An 18,389-nucleotide genomic window follows, 5' to 3' on the forward strand; every position below is an offset into this window, starting at 1 on the left:
GTTCCGAAAAACCAACGATTGAATACAAAGAGTCCTTTGCCTTGCAGATTCACCACGCTCGGCCAACATGTCACTGAGATTAGCGTAGCTCATCAAGGTAGAGCCATACCAATGAATGCACTAGAAAATGTTTCCATTTGAATGAGTTGGTCACTTAACGGTTCTCAACTCTGCCTATATCACATCAGTCATTCAAGTTCTCTTCCTTCACAGTTTCATTCTATTGAGCAGTAATCAGCAAGTAGACGGCAGGTTTTGGCTAGTTATCACCCCACGGCTCAATCAATATAAATATCAACAACAACATACCAAACAGTTCACCGCAGTATGTTGCTTATTGCACCTTGAAAAAGGGAATGAAGATGATCACAGGATATTGGTCAATTGATGCATTCATAGTCGCTAACGCAATTCTATGTGTAGTGGTAGCACTGGTATATGGCTATTACCAGATCACTGGAGGTGGAATGCTGTGTGACCAACCTGACGACAATAATCAAAGGAGTAAGTCATGAACACCAAAACTTTGGGCTATTCCACTATGATAGTCTCCGCCGCCTTAATGGGGTGCGTCGGATTATTTGCCCGAAATATTAATACCAGTGGCGATGTTATTGCATTCACCCGTATGACCGTCGGAGCTATATGTATTTTTGGCCTAATGTTCTACCAGGGAAAAAGCTCACTAATTAAAGCGACCAAACTATCACCAACTGTTATTGCCAGTGGTGCCTGTTTAGGCCTTTGCTTAGCGGCATATGTCTCTTCAACGCAGTACACTACTTTGGCTAATGCCGTGTTCCTGATATATACCGGCCCAGTCTTCTCCACCATTTTGGCCGCTATCTTTCTCAAAGAGAAAATATCTAAACTCACCGCTGCATTGCTAACTGCTGTATTTATCGGGTGTTTGTTTATTATCGGGATCATTAATTATAATGCTACCGACGGATTAACTGTCTCGCTCTCATTTTCGAAAGAGAATTTCATCGGTGATATGTTAGGGCTTGCATCAGGTGTCGGCTATGGCTTGTATCTATTTTTCAGCCGCTATCGCACTGATGTAAGCTCTGATTCTCGCTCTTTCTTTAACTTCTTATTTGGCGCCGTTGCCATTGGGGTATGCTTTGTTGTCAAGCCACCTTCATTAGCAGAAATGAACACCAGCTCTTGGATTTGGCTAATTTCAATGGGTTTCTTTATCGGCTTTGGGGCGTTAACCCTGCTGACAATTGCAGCCAAACACCTAAAGGCAGCAGAATTAGCTTGTGTGTCTTACCTTGAAACTGTGGTTGGTGCAGGCATCGGTATCGCCATGTTTGGCGAGTCACTCACCGTACTCCAAACGCTTGGGGGCATCTTAGTCATTGGTGGGGGTATGGGTGAGATTGTCATTAGCATGACAAAAAAGCGCACCGCTATCAAAAATGCACAACCAGAGCATTAAGCGGAGGCTACTATGATCACCTCATTAAACTGGGCGCTCCTCGTGGTGACGGTGATCATCATGGTAGGACTCGCACAGTATAGCAATAAAATCATGAAAACCCGCGATGGCGAAGGCGGCTTCCTACTCGCCGCCAACTGCCTGGGACCTTTCATTGGTGCCGCGACAATAGTTGCAACAGGGTTCTCAGGGTGGGGATTTATGGGCTCTCCTGGCGTTGCCTATAAATATGGCGCGATTGAATTGCTCGGCAACTTCTTCTTCGCGCCAGCCATGGTATTTGCTGTCCTCTTTTGCGCCCGTTTTTTACATCAAAAAGCACAAGATATGGGCAGCTTAACCATCCCCGAATATATCGCACGAAGTCATCAGGGGCCTGCCCCGGTCAAACGATTCACCCAAGCCTTTGCGGCCATGATAACAATAATCTTGTTATTGGTTTTCTTGGTTGGGCAAATCAAAGCACTCGGGCTACTCGCCGGGCAATGGCTAGGGATAGATAGAGAATCCGCCGCATTGTTAATGGTCGGCATTATTATTATTTATACTTCCATTGGTGGCCTGGCCGCGGTGGCCTTCACCGATGCCTTTATGATTGTGGGGATGTGTGTGTCGGCTTTGATAATTGTAGTCACTATTTTTGCTGATATATCACCTAGCGAACTTATCTCGGGCTTAAATAACATTGACCCAGAGTTACTCGCCCCCACCGATTCCGGCCCTTATGGTTCAACGGTCTGGCATGTTCTCATGGTGCTGCCTTATGCTTTCATTTATAGTGCAACCCTGCCCTATATGTCAGTTCGGTTTATGGCTCTAGCGAAAACCACTAAGCTTCACCATGTTGCCGCTTACATGACACCCATTGCCTGTTTGCTTAGTTTGGTGCCGTTGGCAGGATTATATACCCGTTTAAAAGTGCCCGGGCTGGCAACACCCGATGAAGCCATGCCAACCTTCCTGACGCTCTTCCTCTCACCCTCTGTGTCAGCTGTTGTCACACTGTTTATCCTGTTTGCCATGAAATCAACAGCTAACTCCGTATTGCACGCTATTGCAGGGTCGGTCTCACATGACTTACGCCAGGCAATTTGGCCTGACTGCAAGTTATCAGAGCAGTCATTATTGATATTAAACCGCGGTGCCGTCTGGTTACTGGGCATTGCAGGTTTTATCATTATGATGTTTGCACCACCGTTCATGCTCTCGATGTTAGCTATTTTAGGGTCTGGAACCTTAATGGCAGCACTGGTTGCCCCTACATTACTGGCACAATTTATTCCAGCCAATATATATGCCGCCCTATCATCGATGATTGTCGGCTTTGGCTCTGGTTGCCTATTATTCTTGCAATTCAATTTAGGTTGGGTAGAAGCACCAATGTACTCATCATTATTTGCATGCAGTACCTATTGGTTAGTTGCCAAAATCTTTAGCCGCCAACATTCAATCATCTCAGTTTCCTCCCATTAATAATATTAAAGAGAATAGCCATATGACTATTCTCTTTACTTTATTCAATTATTTTCTCAACACTTCAAATTCTATATAGGATCACATCATAGCTTCAGTAAGTTGTTTTTGTATCTGCCCTTCAACTGCACGGCTATTCGCTATATCCTTTCGCATATCAATATGACTTGCACGGTACTCTCTGGGGGTAACACGCAATAAGCTTTTAAACTTTGAGTTAAAATTCGACAATGACGAGAATCCCACCTCAGAACCTATATGTGCAATAGTCCAGTCTGTCGATACTAAATACCTTGCAGCTTGCTTGACTCGCTGCTCAATCACATATTGACGAAAAGTCACACCTAGGTTGGCATGGAAAAAACGTGAAAAAGTACTGTCTGCCATATGAAGTTGTTCTGCCACCATTGCAACAGATAATGGCTCCGCAAGATTATTCGCGATATATTCCTGAGCAATCTGTACCCGGTTTTCAGTACGCTTAATATTACTGATCTCAAAGCTGTTATCAGTCAGGTAGCATTTTGGGGTAAGCTTCGATAATTTTTCGAGTAAACCCAGTAAGTTAAGCACCTGAGAGAACTCAAAAGTATTCTCCATACAATCTAAAATATCATTGATACCGGAGATTCCTTCACCTTCAAACAACACACCGTTTCGAGACTGCTCAAGCATGGTTTTGATGGTATAAAACTGAACACTATCAACAAACGTTTGCCCCAGCGCATTTAAACGAAAATGCAGTACATCACAATCGGTCGGATCTTTGCCCTGATTTTGCTCGAGCGATAGCCGGAATGGATTGAAAGGTGCCAGTAATACCAGTTGTCCTACCCTCAACCTATCATGAGTATTCGCCAGGTGTAATGTGCATCCAGCCGTTTTAGGGCGTATCAATATATAGTCGGCCCCAAATATCATATGCTCTGTTTCTTCTACTTTTTGTAAGTCGAACATCAGAAACTTTGGGGTATTGGCAATAACACGTTGACACATGATCGTACCTCCCTTCTCATACTTTTCCATCTTCACCCGAGGCTAAAGCGAACACCAATCAATCAGTTTAAAAATGTGATACCACACGGCGATAAATTACACTTATGCGTTGCCTGCTCGGCATAATAAACCAAATTACCTTGTATGCTTAGAATGAATAATTTGTGTGGTTTTATGCAGATTAATTCAACATTTTCTTTCTATATCAACAATGACAGCACTTTCATTTAATAAAACAACACTTGGCATAAAACTGTCAGTTATTGGCATTAAATGACTATTAAAAGAATGATTTTAGCGCGATATTAATGTCATTGAAGAGCAGCAAACAATATTGCTCATCAAACAAAAGAAGTAGAAACGTTATTAATAATTTCACTCACTCGCTATTTCCGCTGAGTCTATCACCTAAATAATAAGTGAACACATTAATAACATATGGAAACGTTATTCCACTATGTATATTCATTCTATTGGAGATTTGTAATGAGTATTTCTAATGATCTATATCCAAATGCCTCTTTACCACTAGAAAGAAAAGACTCTGGCGTACCTTATGTAAGACAAGGCCTGCATGTTGAATCATATAATGATTTCGATCCACTTCGTCACGTTATTGTTGGCATTGCCGATAACCAGCATATTCCCGAAGCTTGCCCGGCCAGTAATGAAAAGATTCCAGCCGATTCTCCAATGCGGGGCAGCAAAGCAGGTCGCCGTACCCAAGAGTCTATCGACCGTGCAAACGAATGCCTCAATGGCTTTGCAAAGATCTTAGAAGATCGCAATATTATTGTTGACCGCCCGGGAGCCGTTGATTGGCATCAACGTATTACCACGCCTGATTTCACGATCAGTTCTGGATTTGGCGTCATGCCACCACGAGATTGCTTGCTGACCATGGGTAAAAGTATCCTTATGGCCCCAATGAGCTTCCGTAGCCGTTACTTTGAATATCTAGCTTATGTCGATTTGCTTCGTGAATACTTCGAGTCCGATCCAGAGTGCCTGATCGAACAAGCACCGCGTCCACGTCTGTCTGACGACAGCTTCCGCATGGATTATGTTGCAGCCTATGAGCACTTGACCGACGATGAGACCCTGGCACGTTCGCTACGCAAAGAATACAGCACCAAAGAAACCGATATTCTTTTTGATGCCGCAGATGTTATGCGCCTGGGTAAAGATATCTTTGTTCAACACGGTCTTACCACTAACCTCGCCGGTATTCGCTGGATCAAGCGTAAATATGAGCCACAAGGCTATCGTGTTCACACCTTGAGTTTTGAAGACAACCACCCGATTCACATTGATGCGACCTTCTGTCCGCTTCGCCCTGGCTTGATGCTACTCAACCCGCACCGTCCGCTATTCAAAGGCCAGCGAGAAATCTTTGAGAAAAATGACTGGGAAATCGTCGAGGCAGTCAACCCTGCATGGGATAATCCACCGCCACTTTGCTACTCAAGCACTTGGCTATCGATGAATACCTTGATCCTTGACCATAATACAGTTTGTGTCGAGGCATCCGAAACCGGACAAATGGAACAATTTGATAAGCTTGGCTTTGAGGTTATTCCAGTAGACCTACGTGATGCTTATGCCTTCGGAGGCGGCCTCCACTGCGCAACCGCCGATGTATGGCGTGAGGGCACGTGCGAAGATTACTTCGCTAACCAATTCTCTGGCGCTCATAGTATCGAGCACTGGGAATACTAGTCGTCATTTATTAGTAAGTTCAATGGCTTCTTCGGAAGCCATTTTTTTATTGCTATAAAAACACTCTACCTTCAGCACTTGGCAACTTGTAGCTCATTCAACCTTGTGGTCCAGCGATTCGACCGGAAAGCCTGGCGCATATGCCAATTGGTTGAACCGATCACCGAAGCCGGTTTGATACCGTTCTTAAACCGGGCATTCACCCTATCCGTAATGGCCATCAAATCTCGCCGTTTCATTTCTTCCAGCGCGCTGGTATCAAACATATCGAGCTGAAAGTTATCATTTTGGGCATCCGTCAGGTCATCCAGGATCACCCCTATTTTCTGGTATTCAAACCCTGGCTTGTACACACAATCCAGCTGCTCTAATGCCGATGCCAAAAACTTATAGGAATCCTGACTCGGGCATGCCAGTGTTCGAACACAGGTTTTATTGTGCTGAGGAAGATTCTTATAGCGATTTGTCCGCAAGAAAACACTGACAATATTTGCCTGACTCCCTTGTTGTCGCAGCTTCTCCCCTGCTCGCTGGCAATGAAAAGCCAAAGCTGCTTTCAGCTCATCGAGCTTGCTAATACCGACACCAAAGCTTCGGCTGGATAATATCTGCTTTCTTTTTTCATCAATGTCACCGGGTGAAATGCAGGCAATCCCCTGTAATTCCAGTACTGTACGGGCCAAACCAACATTCCATAACCGACGCATATCGGCTGAATTTTTCTCTGCCAACTGCAGCGCATTATCAATCCCCGTCGTGCGCAGTCGTGTTGCTGTTTTGGCGCCTATTCCCCAGACAGACTGAATATCGGTTCGTTCCAGCAACCAACGGCGCTTATAGTCGCTATCAATCTCAATCACGCCATTAACACGGTCTTCGTATCGCTTGGCTACCTCGTTGCCTAATTTAGCCAACGTAGGGGTAGCCCCGATGCCGACACGTACCGGCAAACCAATATTTGTCTGGATGGTATCCCGCAACTCCTGCCCATAGCCGGTTAGGCCACGATGCTCCATACCGTCCAGGCGAACAAAGGCTTCGTCAATGGAATACTGCTCAACGTGGGGAGAGAACTGATAGAGCTCCTCGATGAAGCGGCGGCTCATATCTGCATACAAGGTATAATTCGAGCTTCTGACCTGAACGCCCAGCTTTCGAGCCTCTCGCTCTACTTTGAACCAGGGCGCGCCCCGCTTGATACCCAACGCCTTCGCCTGCGCGGACAAGGCAACACAGCAACCGTCATTATTCGATAGCACCACAACGGGTTTATTAGCTAACGCCGGATCAAAGAGTTGCTCACAGCTGCTATAGAAGCTTTTTGCATCAACCAACGCCCATACCTGATTCTGGTAGCCCTCAAAGTCTTTGGCCATTGTTGTTAATCCATCAAGTTATGGATATTACGGGTAACAACCCCAAAGATCTCGGAGTCTTCCGGCATGGGGAATGGCTTATAGTTGGCATTTTCCGCCTTTAGCCACCAGTTATTGTCATGGCGTACGACACGCTTACAGGTAAACTCGTCATAAATGCGGGCAATCACAATTCGTCCGGGAACCACGGTCTCGGCCCGATCGACAACCAGCAAATCACCATCATAGATACCGGCACCGACCATGGAGTCACCGGAAGCACGAAGAAAGAAGGTCGCATTAGGATTACGGATCAGATAATCATCCAAATCGAGATCTTCCTGATGTCCGTCTGCCGGAGACGGAAATCCGCATTTTACCGACTCTAAAAAAACAGGTAAGACCGCCATATTTCACTCACTAAAAATACTGTATGTATATACAGTTTAATCGAGACTGGATAGAATAGTCACTATTACGCTGTGTATTTTCTGGATGGATGCACAGTATTTAGGCAAGTGCCGGAAATTGATGAGTTTTCATACACGATATGACGCAAAAAACAGCAAACAAATCGCAAGGTTTAGTTTTATGCATCAATTGTTTAGCTTCTTGATAAACTTGCCGCCTAGAAAAGATATCTGATGAATATGAAAACTATAGGAGACATTGGATGCATAAGATTGTTGCGTTAGTGGCGTTACTATTTATTGCGGGCTGTTCGACCACACAGACGACCCACACTGAAAGTCAGTGTGTCGGGGCAATGACTACGCAGGAGGCTTATGGTCACCTGGATCCTAACCGTTTTACTATTCAGGTACTGGCTCTCAGTGAAGAGCGTGATATCCGAAACTATATTCGCGAGATCAAAGGCCAGGATCCTATATGGGTAAACTGGAAGCACAGTTTGGGCAATCGCTGGTACGCCGTGATATACGGTGACTTTGCCACTAAGGACGAGGCCAAACGAGTCATTGACAGCCTGCCGCCGCAAATACGCCAACAAGGCCCTTTCGTGCGAAGCTTTGCTGAAGTACAAAACGATAAACAAACCGATGTATTTCGGATGCGCTAAGCCCCAATAGCTATCTCTGTACCTCGCGCCGATATACTTCGCGCAAGAAAAAGCCGGAAATAATTCCGGCTTTTTCTTGATTGCTTATAACAGCTTATCGTGAAGTTAAGTCAGTAACGCCGACTGTCCGGAAGCAACGGCCTCGTCGTTTTCTTTTTCGATAATGCCTTGTGCCTGCTGCTCTTTCCTGACCAGACGTTCGAAGTGAGTTAAATGCCTGAACAGAAGTATCACCAGCATAATACCTGTTGCTGCCAGTCCAATCCCCAAACCGGCCCACACACCTTCCAGCCCCATTTGCTTCATTAACAACCACGCCGCTGGCAAACCAATGAACCAGTAGCCAATGACCGTTGAAATCGTCGGACCAATCACCACTTTCATGCCGCGCAAAATACTGATTGCGGCCAGCTGCCAGGCGTCGACAACAAAACACAGGGCAACCATGATCATCACGCTTGGTAATGCCGCAACCAGCTCTGTCGCCAACTCGTCACCTTCAACGCTAAATACCTGAGTCAGGAATTCCGGCCACACGCTAACCAGCACACCAATCACTGCACTGGTTGCCGTTACCGTAAACAAACCCAGCAGCGCGTAACGACGAACAAGCGACGGCTCCTTACTGCCGACATGCTGACTAACCAGAATCGACGCAGCCTGAGAAAGACCGAACGCAATGTTCCATGACAGGTTTAGGCATTGCATCGCAATTTGGTGTATAGCCAGAGAGACAGCCCCTAATGTACCTGCCAACAAAGCAGCTCCCGAGAATAAAGCATGCTCAAGCATAGTCGCTATCATGATCGGCACACCAATTCCCAGCAGCGGTACCATAGTACCAAGGCGGTATTCATGCAGCTTGTGCAACGGGTTATAGTTGCTGTACTTAGAATGGCTGAACACCCAGTAGCTGTACCCCAGCATGATGATAAAGGCAGCCAACGAGGTGCCGTAGCCCAAACCAGCCAGTCCCATTTCCCAGTGGAAGGCAAACAAGTAACTGAGCGGCACATTAAGCACAACGGTTGCCACCGACATAATCATCACCGACCGCGTATCACCAAAGGCACTTACCAGACTACGCAATACCAGCAAAACCAAAGTGGGCAACATCGACCATTTCAGAGCATCAAGGTAGTCCATCGCCAGAACAACCGCCTGCGGATCCTGCTTCGCCATCAGCAGAGGAGCATGCATCATGAAAAATACCGGMTGCAGGGCGACAGTCAGGATCAAGGCCAGTAACAGCCCGCCTTTAAGGGAAGAACGCACTTCGGCATCACCAACTTCCGGTTGCCTTGCTCGCTTACCATAGGCAATTGCAATTAAGTTGGCTACGCACCCTACGGTACTACCGGCAATAATAAAAACAATTGAGTAGACCGTAGCCCCAAGACCACCGCCGGCAATCGCCATAATACTGAGCTGAGCCATCATCCAGACATCGGTAAAAACCAACATTTGGGCAACCAGCTGTGAAATGATGAGCGGTACAGCCAGGCTAACCAGTTTCTTCATAAAATCCCCTTAGTGTTATGAGGATAAATTTATGAATATTACCGTTGAGTTTCAAACGACTTTTATGGCACTTTAGCATTCATAAAACTCATGCAAAGATTTCCTGACTGATGAAAAAAAGACATGCACTGCTTCCTCCTTCTCTCAATGGATTGAGAGTATTCGAAGCTGCAGCAAGACACCTTAGCTTTACACTCGCCGCCTTAGAACTAAATGTGACTCAGAGTGCGGTTAGCCGTCAGATACGCCAGCTAGAGGAACACTTTGGTTTTTCACTATTTATTCGACGTCACCGCGCGCTTTCTCTGACAGACGAAGGCAAAGAAGTGGCCCTGTTGCTCACCCGTCAATACAGTGAACTCAACAATGCGATTCGACAACTCAAAAACAAAGAAAACGAGCCGCTGCGAGTAAAAGTGGCAATGAGTTTTGCCGTGCGCTGGCTTATCCCGCGTTTACATTCCTTTAAGGAACACTACCCGACGTTAGATATTGTCCTGACATCAACCATGGGACACACCAGCGAAGAACTCCGGCTGGATGATGATGACTATGATGTCGCTATCTACGGTATGCAGAAGGAATCAAAAAACCCGTATCAAAAGAATTTTCTCAGAAAGGAATACCTGGCCCCTGTCTATTCGGAGCTGCTGACCAAAGCCGAACAGCCTGTCGATATCGATACATTGCTGACTTACCAGCGCCTTCATCCAACTGCGGACCGAACAGACTGGCGGGTATGGTTGAAGCGCAATCAAAAGTCCCACCTGATGAACAACTCAGGTTTGACCTTTGATACCTTGGATATGGCACTGACGTCCTGTTTTGCCGGACAGGGTGTCACAATCACCGACCTTATGCTGGTGGTCCATGAGCTAAAACAGGGATATTTGAAGTTACCCCAGTCGGCAACCATCATTGACGGCCCGTGGCAATATTATTACCACTGTCAGACAAAAAGTGACGCGGTCACTCACTTTGTTACCTGGCTGACAAATCAACAGGCCGCCGAGCAAGCCCAGTTATTTGAAATGGCGACAAACCACGGTTGGCAGATTATAGAAGGCGACAGTTAACAGCCACACCCCTCAAAGTGACTCAATCAGCTCCGGAAGCAACTCGAACAGATCGCCGACCAGACCATAATCGGCGATTTGAAAAATCGGGGCGTCGGGATCGTTGTTGATTGCGACTATCACCTTCGAGTCTTTCATTCCGGCAAGGTGTTGTATGGCTCCGGAAATGCCCACGGCTATGTATAGCTCAGGGGCGACAATTTTCCCCGTCTGGCCAACTTGAAGATCATTGGAGACAAAACCGGCATCCACTGCTGCACGCGAAGCACCGATTGCCCCACCCAATTTATCTGCCAACTTTTCAACCAGGGCAAAACTGTCGCTGTTTCCGAGCCCCCGTCCACCGGATACCACCACTCGTGCTGCGGCCAATTCAGGACGCTCACTTTCTACCGCCTGTCTGCTAACAAACTTCGTCATATCATTGGCGATGACAATATCGAGTTCGGACACCGGAGCGGATTGTTCCGGTTGAATTTCTGCAAGATCAAATGCGGCACTACGAATAGTGATCACCTTAATAGGATCGTTGGATCTTACTTCCGCCAGAGCATTACCGGCATATATCGGCCGAATCACTGTGTCTTCGCTTTTGATCTGAATAACATCGGATAGCTGTCCGACATCAAGCAAGGCGGCTACACGCGGCATAAGATTTTTACCAAAGGTCGTAGCTGGCGCAAGGATATGGGTATATTGCTGAGCAGCAACTTCAGCGACCAAGGCGGACAGGTTCTCGGCAAGCTGGTGCTCATAGACTGTATTATTAGCCAGTAATACTTGCTCGACACCTGCTACCTTGCAGGCCTCGTCAGCCACACAACGGCAGTTATCACCGGCAACCAGCACCGATACTGAAGATGATAACGCCATCGCTGCATTGATCGCTTTCAGGGTATCTGGCGAGAGAGATAAGTTATTATGTTCTGCAATGATTAACGTAGCCATTAGATCACCTTCGCTTCGTTTTTCAGCTTATCCACCAGCTCCGATACCGAAGCAACCCGAACACCGCCTTGCCTTTCCGGCGGCGGCGCTACATTCAGCACTTCCTGGTGCCGAGAAGCATCGACGTCAAAATCGGCGAGCGTTAGCTGCTCCATGGGTTTCTTCTTGGCCTTCATGATATTTGGTAACGATGCGTATCGGGGTTCATTGAGCCGCAAATCGGTACTGATAATGGCTGGAAGCATCAACTGAAGTGTCTCCAGGCCGCCATCAACCTCACGGGTTACGGTGACAGTGTCACTATCAATGGTAACGTTAGAGGCAAAGGTACCTTGTGGACGGCCGGTCAGTGCAGATAGCATTTGGGCAACCTGATTATTATCCGAATCGATGGATTGCTTGCCCATCAAAAAAAGCCCCGGTTGTTCTTTCTCCATCACTGACTGGAGCACTTTGGCTACCGTCAATGGTTCGAGTCCGGTTTCTGCTTCTATGTGAATTGCGCGATCGGCTCCCAGTGCCAATGCTGTTCTGAGTTGCTCCTGACAGCTTGTCTCACCGACTGAAACCACAACAACTTCTTCAACTGTTCCGGCCTCTTTGAGTCTGACTGCTTCTTCCACTGCGATTTCGCAAAAAGGGTTCATAGCCATCTTGACGTTATTGGTTTCAACGCCGGAGCCATCATTTTTCACCCTCACTTTTACGTAAGGATCAATCACTCGCTTTATTGCTACCAGTACCTTCACAATGCTTTCCTTTTCAAATAGTCAGAAAAAATTATGAACTTGGCCAAGTACACTTTGAGCCTAGTTGAATTTACGTTTACGTCAACTGGACTATATTTACCTGTAACGTTGTGCTGGCAGTTTCAGGAAGGTACGCATGGAAAGAGAATGCATGGAGTTCGATGTTGTTATCGTTGGTGCTGGCCCCGCAGGTTTATCTGCTGCCTGTCGGATCATGCAACTGGCAGAGGAACAGAATCAATCATTGTCTGTCTGTGTGGTCGAAAAAGGAGCCGAAGTCGGGGCACATATTTTGTCTGGCGCCATCTTCGAACACAAAGCCCTTGATGAACTTTTTCCTGACTGGGAGCGGCTCAATGCCCCACTTCATACAGCAGTTTCTGAAGACCACTTTTGTCTGCTTACCAACCAGAGTAACTATCTAAACGTTGCTGAGAACCTTACGCCCAAGCCAATGCTGAATGACGGTAACTTCGTCATCAGTCTGGCCAACTTCTGTCGCTGGCTGGCACAGCAAGCCGAAAAAGCCGGTGTCGAAATCTTCCCCGGATTCGCAGCCGCTGACATTCTCTACGACAAACAAGGTGCCGTTGCCGGTATCGTTACATCCGATATGGGGTTGGATAAGAACGAAGATAAGAAAGCGACCTTTGAGCCCGGCATAGAGCTAAAGGCCAGATATACTATTTTCGCCGAAGGAGCCCGAGGCCATTTGGGCAAACAGCTGATCAGCAATTTTCAATTGGATTACGACAAACAGCCTCAGCACTATGCACTAGGAATCAAAGAGCTGTGGGAAGTCCCACCGGAACTTCATCAGCCGGGGCTGGTTATCCATGGTGTTGGTTGGCCACTAAGCCAGTCAGATACCACCGGTGGTAGTTTTCTCTATCACCTCGAAGATAACCAAGTCGCTATTGGATTGATCGTTGATCTGAACTATCACAACCCGTACCTCAGCCCGTTTGATGAATTTCAGCGAATGAAACATCACCCGTTGTTCAGCCGTTATCTAAAAGGCGGAAACCGCATCGCCTATGGTGCTCGGGCAATCACCAAAGGTGGACTCCCTTCCCTGCCACGGCAACAATTTCCCGGCGGGGTATTGGTTGGCTGCGATGCTGGTACGCTCAACTTTGCCAAAATCAAAGGTAGCCATACCGCCATGAAATCCGGAATGCTGGCCGCAGAAGCCATTTTCAGCGAAATTAGCCAGGGGCTGCATCAAACCATACCGGGCTATGAGCGTTTGTTCGGTGAATCATGGCTGTATCAAGAGCTGTATGAATCACGCAACTTTGGCGCTCAAATCCATAAGTTTGGCAACCTTATCGGTGGCGCGCTGGCAACGGTAGAACATAACTGGCTCAAGCATCGATTTTCCTGGACAGTCGCCGATGAGAAAACCGATCACGAGTGTCTTCGTCCGAAAGAACAATGCACACCCATTAATTACCCCAAGCCGGACGGTATCCTCAGCTTTGATAAACCATCTTCGGTCTACCTGTCAGCAACGCAACACGAAGAAAATCAGCCTTGTCATCTTAAACTCAAGGATCCTATCCTTCCCACGACAACCCACCTATCCCTCTACGACGAGCCTAGCCAACGCTATTGCCCGGCGGGTGTATATGAAATTGTGACGAGTGAAGGTAAACCCAAGTTTCAGATCAATGCCGCCAACTGTGTGCATTGCAAAACTTGCGACATTAAAGATCCGTCACAGAATATTACCTGGGTCACTCCCGAAGGTGGCGGCGGGCCGAATTATCCGAATATGTAACCCCAGATAATTTCAGCCAAATCGAAGTGCAAGGCTAGTCCTTGCACTCCGAACGGATCCAGTTCAGGTAATCTGCCAGCCCAGACGTAATGGGCAGCTGGATAATTTCAGGGGTTTCATAATCATGGTTAGCCAGTATCTCCGCTTCTACTTCTGAGTAAAGTGCAGCCGTTGTCTTGATCATCACCAGCTTTTCCTGATCTTGATTGACCTCGCCCTTCCAGTGGTAATAACTTTCAATCGCCTGCACCTGAACACAAGCGGCCAAACGCTTCTCAATGAGCGAGTGAATGATTTTCTTTCCGATAACCTCATCAGAAAACGTGGTCATCACCATGCAATATTGCTGTATATTTTCATGTTCTGTCGCCATGACTGCCTCTATCTTTCTGCAGTTTGTCTAAACTAATGTACTAATAATACTATCAAAAAAGGGAGCCATCAGGCTCCCTTAGTAACTGTCAGTTGCTTATTATTATGGGCACTTAGAGACCATAATTTGCTGAGGCTGGCCATCTGAGCTGAACTCCAGACTCCAGACATAACGACCGGCTTCAGGGATCGTAACAGCCGTGTCCTTACCATAACCGCCACGAGCCAGTACGCCTTTCTCGCCAGCTTTCAGGCTAAGACCGTCAGCAGTAAACTGCGGCGTCCAATCTCGGCTTGCATACTGCATACGATACGCGCCAGCCTTCTCTTCCTTAACAACCTGATAGACATTGCTACCCTTGTACTGGAAGGCACGCTTCGGCTTGTGTTTCCATCCTGAATCGGAAAAGTCACCGACAACGTATAGCGTTTCGCCAATCGGTCCGGCCTCTTCCACCGTCGGGTTATCACACTGCGCCATAAAGCCTTCACCCGCCAGTGACACGGCCGCTGCAGCCTTCACCTTCACACCGGCAGCAGACGGTGTCTCGATAGATAGGAAACGAGCTTCAAACGCAGTTAAAGGAATATAGTACTTGCCATCTTGCATCTTGAAGCGGTCGCCAGACATCAAGTCAACCAAGACGCCATCAGAACCGACATCCACACCGTCCAGAGGAATGATATCTGCTCGGGATGAGGTACTCACCATGTAAAGCAAGGCTTCATTTTCTGCCTGCTTATGGTCGACATACACAGCATCAGTTGCCATCACATTGGTACGCTTACCACTGGATAGCGCAGGATGGTTAGCACGCATAGTCATCAACTTGGCGACGTAGTCACGCAGTTCTGCTTCGCGTCCTTTAAGTGACGCCGTCACACCGTCAATTTTTGCACTGGTACGGGCAACATGATCGTCACACAAACCTTGAATGGCACAGTTGTCACCGGCATTCTTGGCTGCATAGCCATCAAGCTGATCACCAATTTCTTCACCGTAATACAAGGTGATCGGGCCGGTGTATGCGGCCTGGAATGACAATGCCGCTTTATGGCGAGACCAATACTCAGCATCTTCTGGAGAGGCAATGTTGCCACGCTGCAATAGATCACCCAGTCTCACCAAGTCATGATTGCCCAACATCAGGTTAGGTTTGGCATGATCCGGGTACAGTTTGTGCAAATCCATACCTTCGGCCAGCCACTCTCCGCCTTTGCCACCGACACTATTTTCATTCACGGCAAAGGTTTCAACAACACGGTAACGGACAGGGAAATCGAATGCCGAGCACAATGCCGGATCATCCTGCTTACCGTAGCCAGTGTCATTGATGTAATTCTGGTTGTTCCAGATTTCAGCCACCATGTAACCTAGCGGATTAACAGTTTCCCCTTTGTCATTGGTGTAAGTCACCGACTTCGAAGCTTCATCGACACTCTTACGGATTTCTTTCCAGGCATCTGTCGGCACCTGATAGGCCTGATCCAAGCGCCAGCCATCAATCTTCAGCTCTTTAACCCAATAGGTAGCGACTTCCTGATAGAAAGCGAGGCTTTCCGGGTAGCTCACAGGGTTGTGTTCACCGTGTGGTAAACGTCCTTCAGGAGAAGGAACAACGTTGCCTTTATGGTGACCAAAGACACCATCAAAGAAAACGTACAGCCCCTTCTCATGTGCTTTGTCCACAAGCTCACGGGCTTTTTCCATCGTGCCGAAACGAGGATCAATAGCAAAGTAGTTACTGGTGAAATAGCCTGTCGCATCCAGACGGTCAGCCCAGTGATCTTGCCCTTCAACCGGAATCGACTCAAAAATTGGTGTCAGCCAAATTGCATTCACACCCAAAGAGTCAATGTAGTCCAGCGAGTCGATAATACCCTGCAGATCACCTTTGTGATGGCTGGTACCGTAACCCGTACCATGGCCAATGGTGTCATCACCATTAACAAAGCTCTCGACCATGACCTGATAAATACGCAAATCGTCAGCTTTAGTCGCTGTTGTGGTATCACAAGCATAAACAGGTGTTTCAGACGCAGGTAAAGAGCCGGAACTGCCGCACGCGGAAAGTGTGGCGGCTATGGCCAACGCAAGGCAAGATTTCATGTTCCTTGTTATCACAGTGATCTCCTTGATTATTATTTGTAAGGTACATTGCGATTATCAATGAGTCACAACGTTCGGAGACCATCCTTCAAGCGCTTTTAGACGGCGTAGATAAGGGGGAGTAGACAAAGGCACTAACGCCATGTTCCGGGCAAGCGCAAATTTGCTAATAACAGGCAGGCAAAATGAGACATGGGACATGTTTTACCCGTTTGACTAGCAATTAACGGGAGAACAATGTGTTAGCAAGATCAAAGATTTAAAGCTAAAAAATCGAAAAAAGGCGACTTGTGATAGCCGCCTCATTTCTGAAAATTGCTGTCTGATCACCCGCGATTATTGCTAAAAGCAATCTTGGCGGCCAATCCGATCAACAGAAGACCAGATACACCCTCGATAATACGGCTGAAACGTGATGCCTTGGCACTATTGACAATCCATGAGCCCAACATCGCATAAGCTGAGTTACACAAGGTCGCCAAACCACAGAATAACAAGCCAAGAACCAATAGCTGCTGGGTTGCAGATGAAGATAGCGATGTATCAATAAACTGAGGTAAAAATGAAAGGAAGAACATCGCAACTTTCGGGTTAAGTACACTGACAATCACACCTTGTCTGAACACATTTGTCGTCTCAGGTTTCTGATCAGGTAAGGTCAGCTTGGACTCTCCCTTCATGAAGTTTCTTAGAGACGAAATACCGAGATACAACAGATAAGCTGCCCCAAGGTATTTCACCAACATAAAGGCATATGCCGAGCTTAAGATAAGTGCCGACAAGCCAAATACTGCAGCGAAGGTATGGAACATATAGCCAACGCCAAGCCCAAGAGCCGCTTGAGTTCCTGCAGAAGCCTTCCCTTTCATGGTATTGGAAACGATATAAATCACATCCGGACCGGGGATCAGGTTGAGCGTCAATGACGCAAGGGCAAATAGCAAAATAGTGTGCATATCCATTAATGGGGATTCCTTATTTGAAACTCTTTCAGAGCCGCGACAGCCTGCTCTGCTTTGTCCAACTGTACAAAAACATGGTCATGATAATACGCTGCAATCACGTTTGCACTGATCCCTTTATCTGCCAGCTTATTTGCCACAGCTGCCGTCAAACCAACCGCATCAAGACTTGAATGAACAGTCAGCGTGATTGCTTTAAACACGGAGTCAAACTGGTAACCATACTGCTGTGCAACATGCTTCTCCAGCACCAGCGTCATACCTTCGTCTTCCAAAAAACTCGCTATGGGTTTTAGCCTCGCCACCAGTTCAAAGTCTTGCGACTTGTCCGTGCAGAAGACGAACTCGCCTTCACGCATTTGAGGTTCCATATTCTGCAATAGAACATCGAGATCGGTAATCCCTGACATAACGTACTCCTTAGGTAAACTCATACCAAGACCAGAATTTATAGCATTGAAGGGTCGATACTGTCACCTTGCTCAGTCAGTATGTGACATGCCACGTCATAATCTCCGCCGTCATAGTTGACTAAAACAGTCAGGAATATTAACATGCATTGAAAATACAACTTAATATTCAGAGACGGTAGCATGACTATTTCATTCAAGAAATTCTTTAAAAAATCAGATGACGAGCAAACAAAAGTAGGCCAGGAGCAAACGGCAGAACAGGCACAGCCAGAGAATGAAGACAAAGAAAAGAAAGGCAAACACGGTGAGCCTGGTTTCTGCTGCGGTTCTTGCTCACAGTAAAGCAATAGGGTCACTCCTGAATCGATAAGAACTACCGACACAGTT

17 protein-coding genes and 1 pseudogene are annotated in these 18,389 nt (G+C 47.0%); 7 read left to right on the forward strand and 11 right to left on the reverse strand.

Annotation, left to right across the window (positions count from 1 at the left end; translation table 11 throughout):
• Positions 1-27 precede the first annotated feature (27 nt).
• Positions 28-154, reverse strand: a pseudogene (locus L4D19_RS18455) (IS6 family transposase); the annotation flags it as partial.
• 357 nt (positions 155-511) lie between these two features.
• Between L4D19_RS18455 and L4D19_RS18460 the strand changes: the two are divergent.
• Together L4D19_RS18460 and L4D19_RS18465 are read left to right on the forward strand one after the other, a co-directional pair.
• Positions 512-1,447 carry a DMT family transporter gene (locus L4D19_RS18460; protein ID WP_428453690.1) on the forward strand — a complete coding sequence of 312 codons (936 nt, stop codon included), beginning with the start codon at positions 512-514 and terminating at the stop codon, positions 1,445-1,447.
• 12 nt (positions 1,448-1,459) lie between these two features.
• On the forward strand, positions 1,460-2,920 hold the full coding sequence (locus tag L4D19_RS18465; RefSeq protein WP_428453691.1) for a sodium:solute symporter family protein: 1,461 nt from the start codon (positions 1,460-1,462) through the stop codon (positions 2,918-2,920).
• A gap of 81 nt (positions 2,921-3,001) precedes the next feature.
• Here L4D19_RS18465 and L4D19_RS18470 read toward each other — a convergent pair whose 3' ends face one another.
• A complete protein-coding gene (locus L4D19_RS18470; protein WP_428453692.1) occupies positions 3,002-3,916 on the reverse strand; it encodes a helix-turn-helix domain-containing protein in 915 nt (304 codons plus the stop codon).
• Positions 3,917-4,402: 486 nt separating this feature from the next.
• On the opposite strand from L4D19_RS18470, the gene L4D19_RS18475 reads away from it, so the two are divergent.
• Positions 4,403-5,635, forward strand: coding sequence for a serine/threonine protein kinase (locus L4D19_RS18475; protein ID WP_428453693.1), 1,233 nt, complete (start codon positions 4,403-4,405; stop codon positions 5,633-5,635).
• Between the two features lie 71 nt (positions 5,636-5,706).
• On the opposite strand, the gene L4D19_RS18480 is transcribed toward L4D19_RS18475, so the two are convergent.
• Both L4D19_RS18480 and L4D19_RS18485 read right to left on the reverse strand, forming a co-directional pair.
• Positions 5,707-7,011, reverse strand: coding sequence for a Y-family DNA polymerase (locus L4D19_RS18480; RefSeq protein ID WP_428453694.1), 1,305 nt, complete (start codon positions 7,009-7,011; stop codon positions 5,707-5,709).
• Positions 7,012-7,016: 5 nt separating this feature from the next.
• A complete protein-coding gene (locus L4D19_RS18485) occupies positions 7,017-7,400 on the reverse strand; it encodes a LexA family protein (RefSeq protein WP_160649173.1) in 384 nt (127 codons plus the stop codon).
• A gap of 263 nt (positions 7,401-7,663) precedes the next feature.
• Here L4D19_RS18485 and L4D19_RS18490 point away from each other — a divergent pair, with 263 nt between their 5' ends.
• Complete coding sequence (locus L4D19_RS18490) at positions 7,664-8,068, forward strand: SPOR domain-containing protein (protein WP_160649172.1); 405 nt, start codon at positions 7,664-7,666, stop codon at positions 8,066-8,068.
• Positions 8,069-8,173: 105 nt separating this feature from the next.
• Here the strand turns inward: L4D19_RS18490 and L4D19_RS18495 are convergent, their stop codons facing one another.
• Positions 8,174-9,589, reverse strand: a complete 1,416-nt coding sequence (locus tag L4D19_RS18495; protein WP_428453695.1) for an MATE family efflux transporter — start codon at positions 9,587-9,589, stop codon at positions 8,174-8,176.
• Between the two features lie 110 nt (positions 9,590-9,699).
• Between L4D19_RS18495 and L4D19_RS18500 the strand changes: the two genes are divergently transcribed.
• Entirely contained in the window at positions 9,700-10,665 is a 966-nt protein-coding gene (locus L4D19_RS18500) for a LysR substrate-binding domain-containing protein (protein ID WP_428453696.1), read from the forward strand.
• 12 nt (positions 10,666-10,677) lie between these two features.
• On the opposite strand, the gene L4D19_RS18505 is transcribed toward L4D19_RS18500, so the two are convergent.
• Both L4D19_RS18505 and L4D19_RS18510 read right to left on the reverse strand, forming a co-directional pair.
• On the reverse strand, positions 10,678-11,613 hold the full coding sequence (locus L4D19_RS18505; protein WP_428453697.1) for an electron transfer flavoprotein subunit alpha/FixB family protein: 936 nt from the start codon (positions 11,611-11,613) through the stop codon (positions 10,678-10,680).
• Entirely contained in the window at positions 11,613-12,362 is a 750-nt protein-coding gene (locus L4D19_RS18510) for an electron transfer flavoprotein subunit beta/FixA family protein (RefSeq protein WP_428453698.1), read from the reverse strand. The genes L4D19_RS18505 and L4D19_RS18510 overlap by 1 nt, the downstream gene beginning before the upstream one ends.
• Positions 12,363-12,498: 136 nt before the next feature.
• Between L4D19_RS18510 and L4D19_RS18515 the strand changes: the two genes are divergently transcribed.
• Entirely contained in the window at positions 12,499-14,145 is a 1,647-nt protein-coding gene (locus tag L4D19_RS18515) for an electron transfer flavoprotein-ubiquinone oxidoreductase (RefSeq protein ID WP_428453699.1), read from the forward strand.
• Between the two features lie 34 nt (positions 14,146-14,179).
• Here L4D19_RS18515 and cutA read toward each other — a convergent pair whose 3' ends face one another.
• The 4 genes from cutA to L4D19_RS18535 all read right to left on the reverse strand — a co-directional run bounded on the left by cutA (position 14,180) and on the right by L4D19_RS18535 (position 17,999).
• Positions 14,180-14,518: a divalent-cation tolerance protein CutA gene (gene cutA, locus L4D19_RS18520; RefSeq protein ID WP_428453700.1), complete on the reverse strand. Its 339-nt coding sequence runs from the start codon at positions 14,516-14,518 to the stop codon at positions 14,180-14,182.
• Positions 14,519-14,620: 102 nt separating this feature from the next.
• Entirely contained in the window at positions 14,621-16,627 is a 2,007-nt protein-coding gene (locus L4D19_RS18525; protein ID WP_428453803.1) for an alpha-amylase family glycosyl hydrolase, read from the reverse strand.
• Positions 16,628-16,953: 326 nt separating this feature from the next.
• Positions 16,954-17,589 carry a LysE family translocator gene (locus L4D19_RS18530; RefSeq protein WP_075767457.1) on the reverse strand — a complete coding sequence of 212 codons (636 nt, stop codon included), beginning with the start codon at positions 17,587-17,589 and terminating at the stop codon, positions 16,954-16,956.
• Entirely contained in the window at positions 17,589-17,999 is a 411-nt protein-coding gene (locus L4D19_RS18535; RefSeq protein ID WP_428453701.1) for an ACT domain-containing protein, read from the reverse strand. The genes L4D19_RS18530 and L4D19_RS18535 overlap by 1 nt, the downstream gene beginning before the upstream one ends.
• A 183-nt stretch (positions 18,000-18,182) precedes the next feature.
• On the opposite strand from L4D19_RS18535, the gene L4D19_RS18540 reads away from it, so the two are divergent.
• Entirely contained in the window at positions 18,183-18,344 is a 162-nt protein-coding gene (locus L4D19_RS18540) for a CCGSCS motif protein (RefSeq protein WP_428453702.1), read from the forward strand.
• The last annotated feature ends 45 nt before the right edge of the window (positions 18,345-18,389 follow it).

The organism is Photobacterium kasasachensis (genome assembly GCF_050336885.1).
In the GTDB taxonomy this organism is placed as follows: domain Bacteria; phylum Pseudomonadota; class Gammaproteobacteria; order Enterobacterales; family Vibrionaceae; genus Photobacterium; species Photobacterium kasasachensis.

Bases quoted from the DNA above. Each gene is read 5' to 3' on its own strand.
- L4D19_RS18460 (WP_428453690.1), top strand. From the start codon at position 512: ATGAACACCAAAACTTTGGGCTATTCCACTATGATAGTCTCCGCCGCC.
- L4D19_RS18465 (WP_428453691.1), top strand. From the start codon at position 1,460: ATGATCACCTCATTAAACTGGGCGCTCCTCGTGGTGACGGTGATCATC.
- L4D19_RS18470 (WP_428453692.1), bottom strand. From the start codon at position 3,916: ATGTGTCAACGTGTTATTGCCAATACCCCAAAGTTTCTGATGTTCGAC.
- L4D19_RS18475 (WP_428453693.1), top strand. From the start codon at position 4,403: ATGAGTATTTCTAATGATCTATATCCAAATGCCTCTTTACCACTAGAA.
- L4D19_RS18480 (WP_428453694.1), bottom strand. From the start codon at position 7,011: ATGGCCAAAGACTTTGAGGGCTACCAGAATCAGGTATGGGCGTTGGTT.
- L4D19_RS18485 (WP_160649173.1), bottom strand. From the start codon at position 7,400: ATGGCGGTCTTACCTGTTTTTTTAGAGTCGGTAAAATGCGGATTTCCG.
- L4D19_RS18490 (WP_160649172.1), top strand. From the start codon at position 7,664: ATGCATAAGATTGTTGCGTTAGTGGCGTTACTATTTATTGCGGGCTGT.
- L4D19_RS18500 (WP_428453696.1), top strand. From the start codon at position 9,700: ATGAAAAAAAGACATGCACTGCTTCCTCCTTCTCTCAATGGATTGAGA.
- L4D19_RS18505 (WP_428453697.1), bottom strand. From the start codon at position 11,613: ATGGCTACGTTAATCATTGCAGAACATAATAACTTATCTCTCTCGCCA.
- L4D19_RS18515 (WP_428453699.1), top strand. From the start codon at position 12,499: ATGGAAAGAGAATGCATGGAGTTCGATGTTGTTATCGTTGGTGCTGGC.
- cutA (WP_428453700.1), bottom strand. From the start codon at position 14,518: ATGGCGACAGAACATGAAAATATACAGCAATATTGCATGGTGATGACC.
- L4D19_RS18525 (WP_428453803.1), bottom strand. From the start codon at position 16,627: ATGAAATCTTGCCTTGCGTTGGCCATAGCCGCCACACTTTCCGCGTGC.
- L4D19_RS18530 (WP_075767457.1), bottom strand. From the start codon at position 17,589: ATGGATATGCACACTATTTTGCTATTTGCCCTTGCGTCATTGACGCTC.
- L4D19_RS18535 (WP_428453701.1), bottom strand. From the start codon at position 17,999: ATGTCAGGGATTACCGATCTCGATGTTCTATTGCAGAATATGGAACCT.
- L4D19_RS18540 (WP_428453702.1), top strand. From the start codon at position 18,183: ATGACTATTTCATTCAAGAAATTCTTTAAAAAATCAGATGACGAGCAA.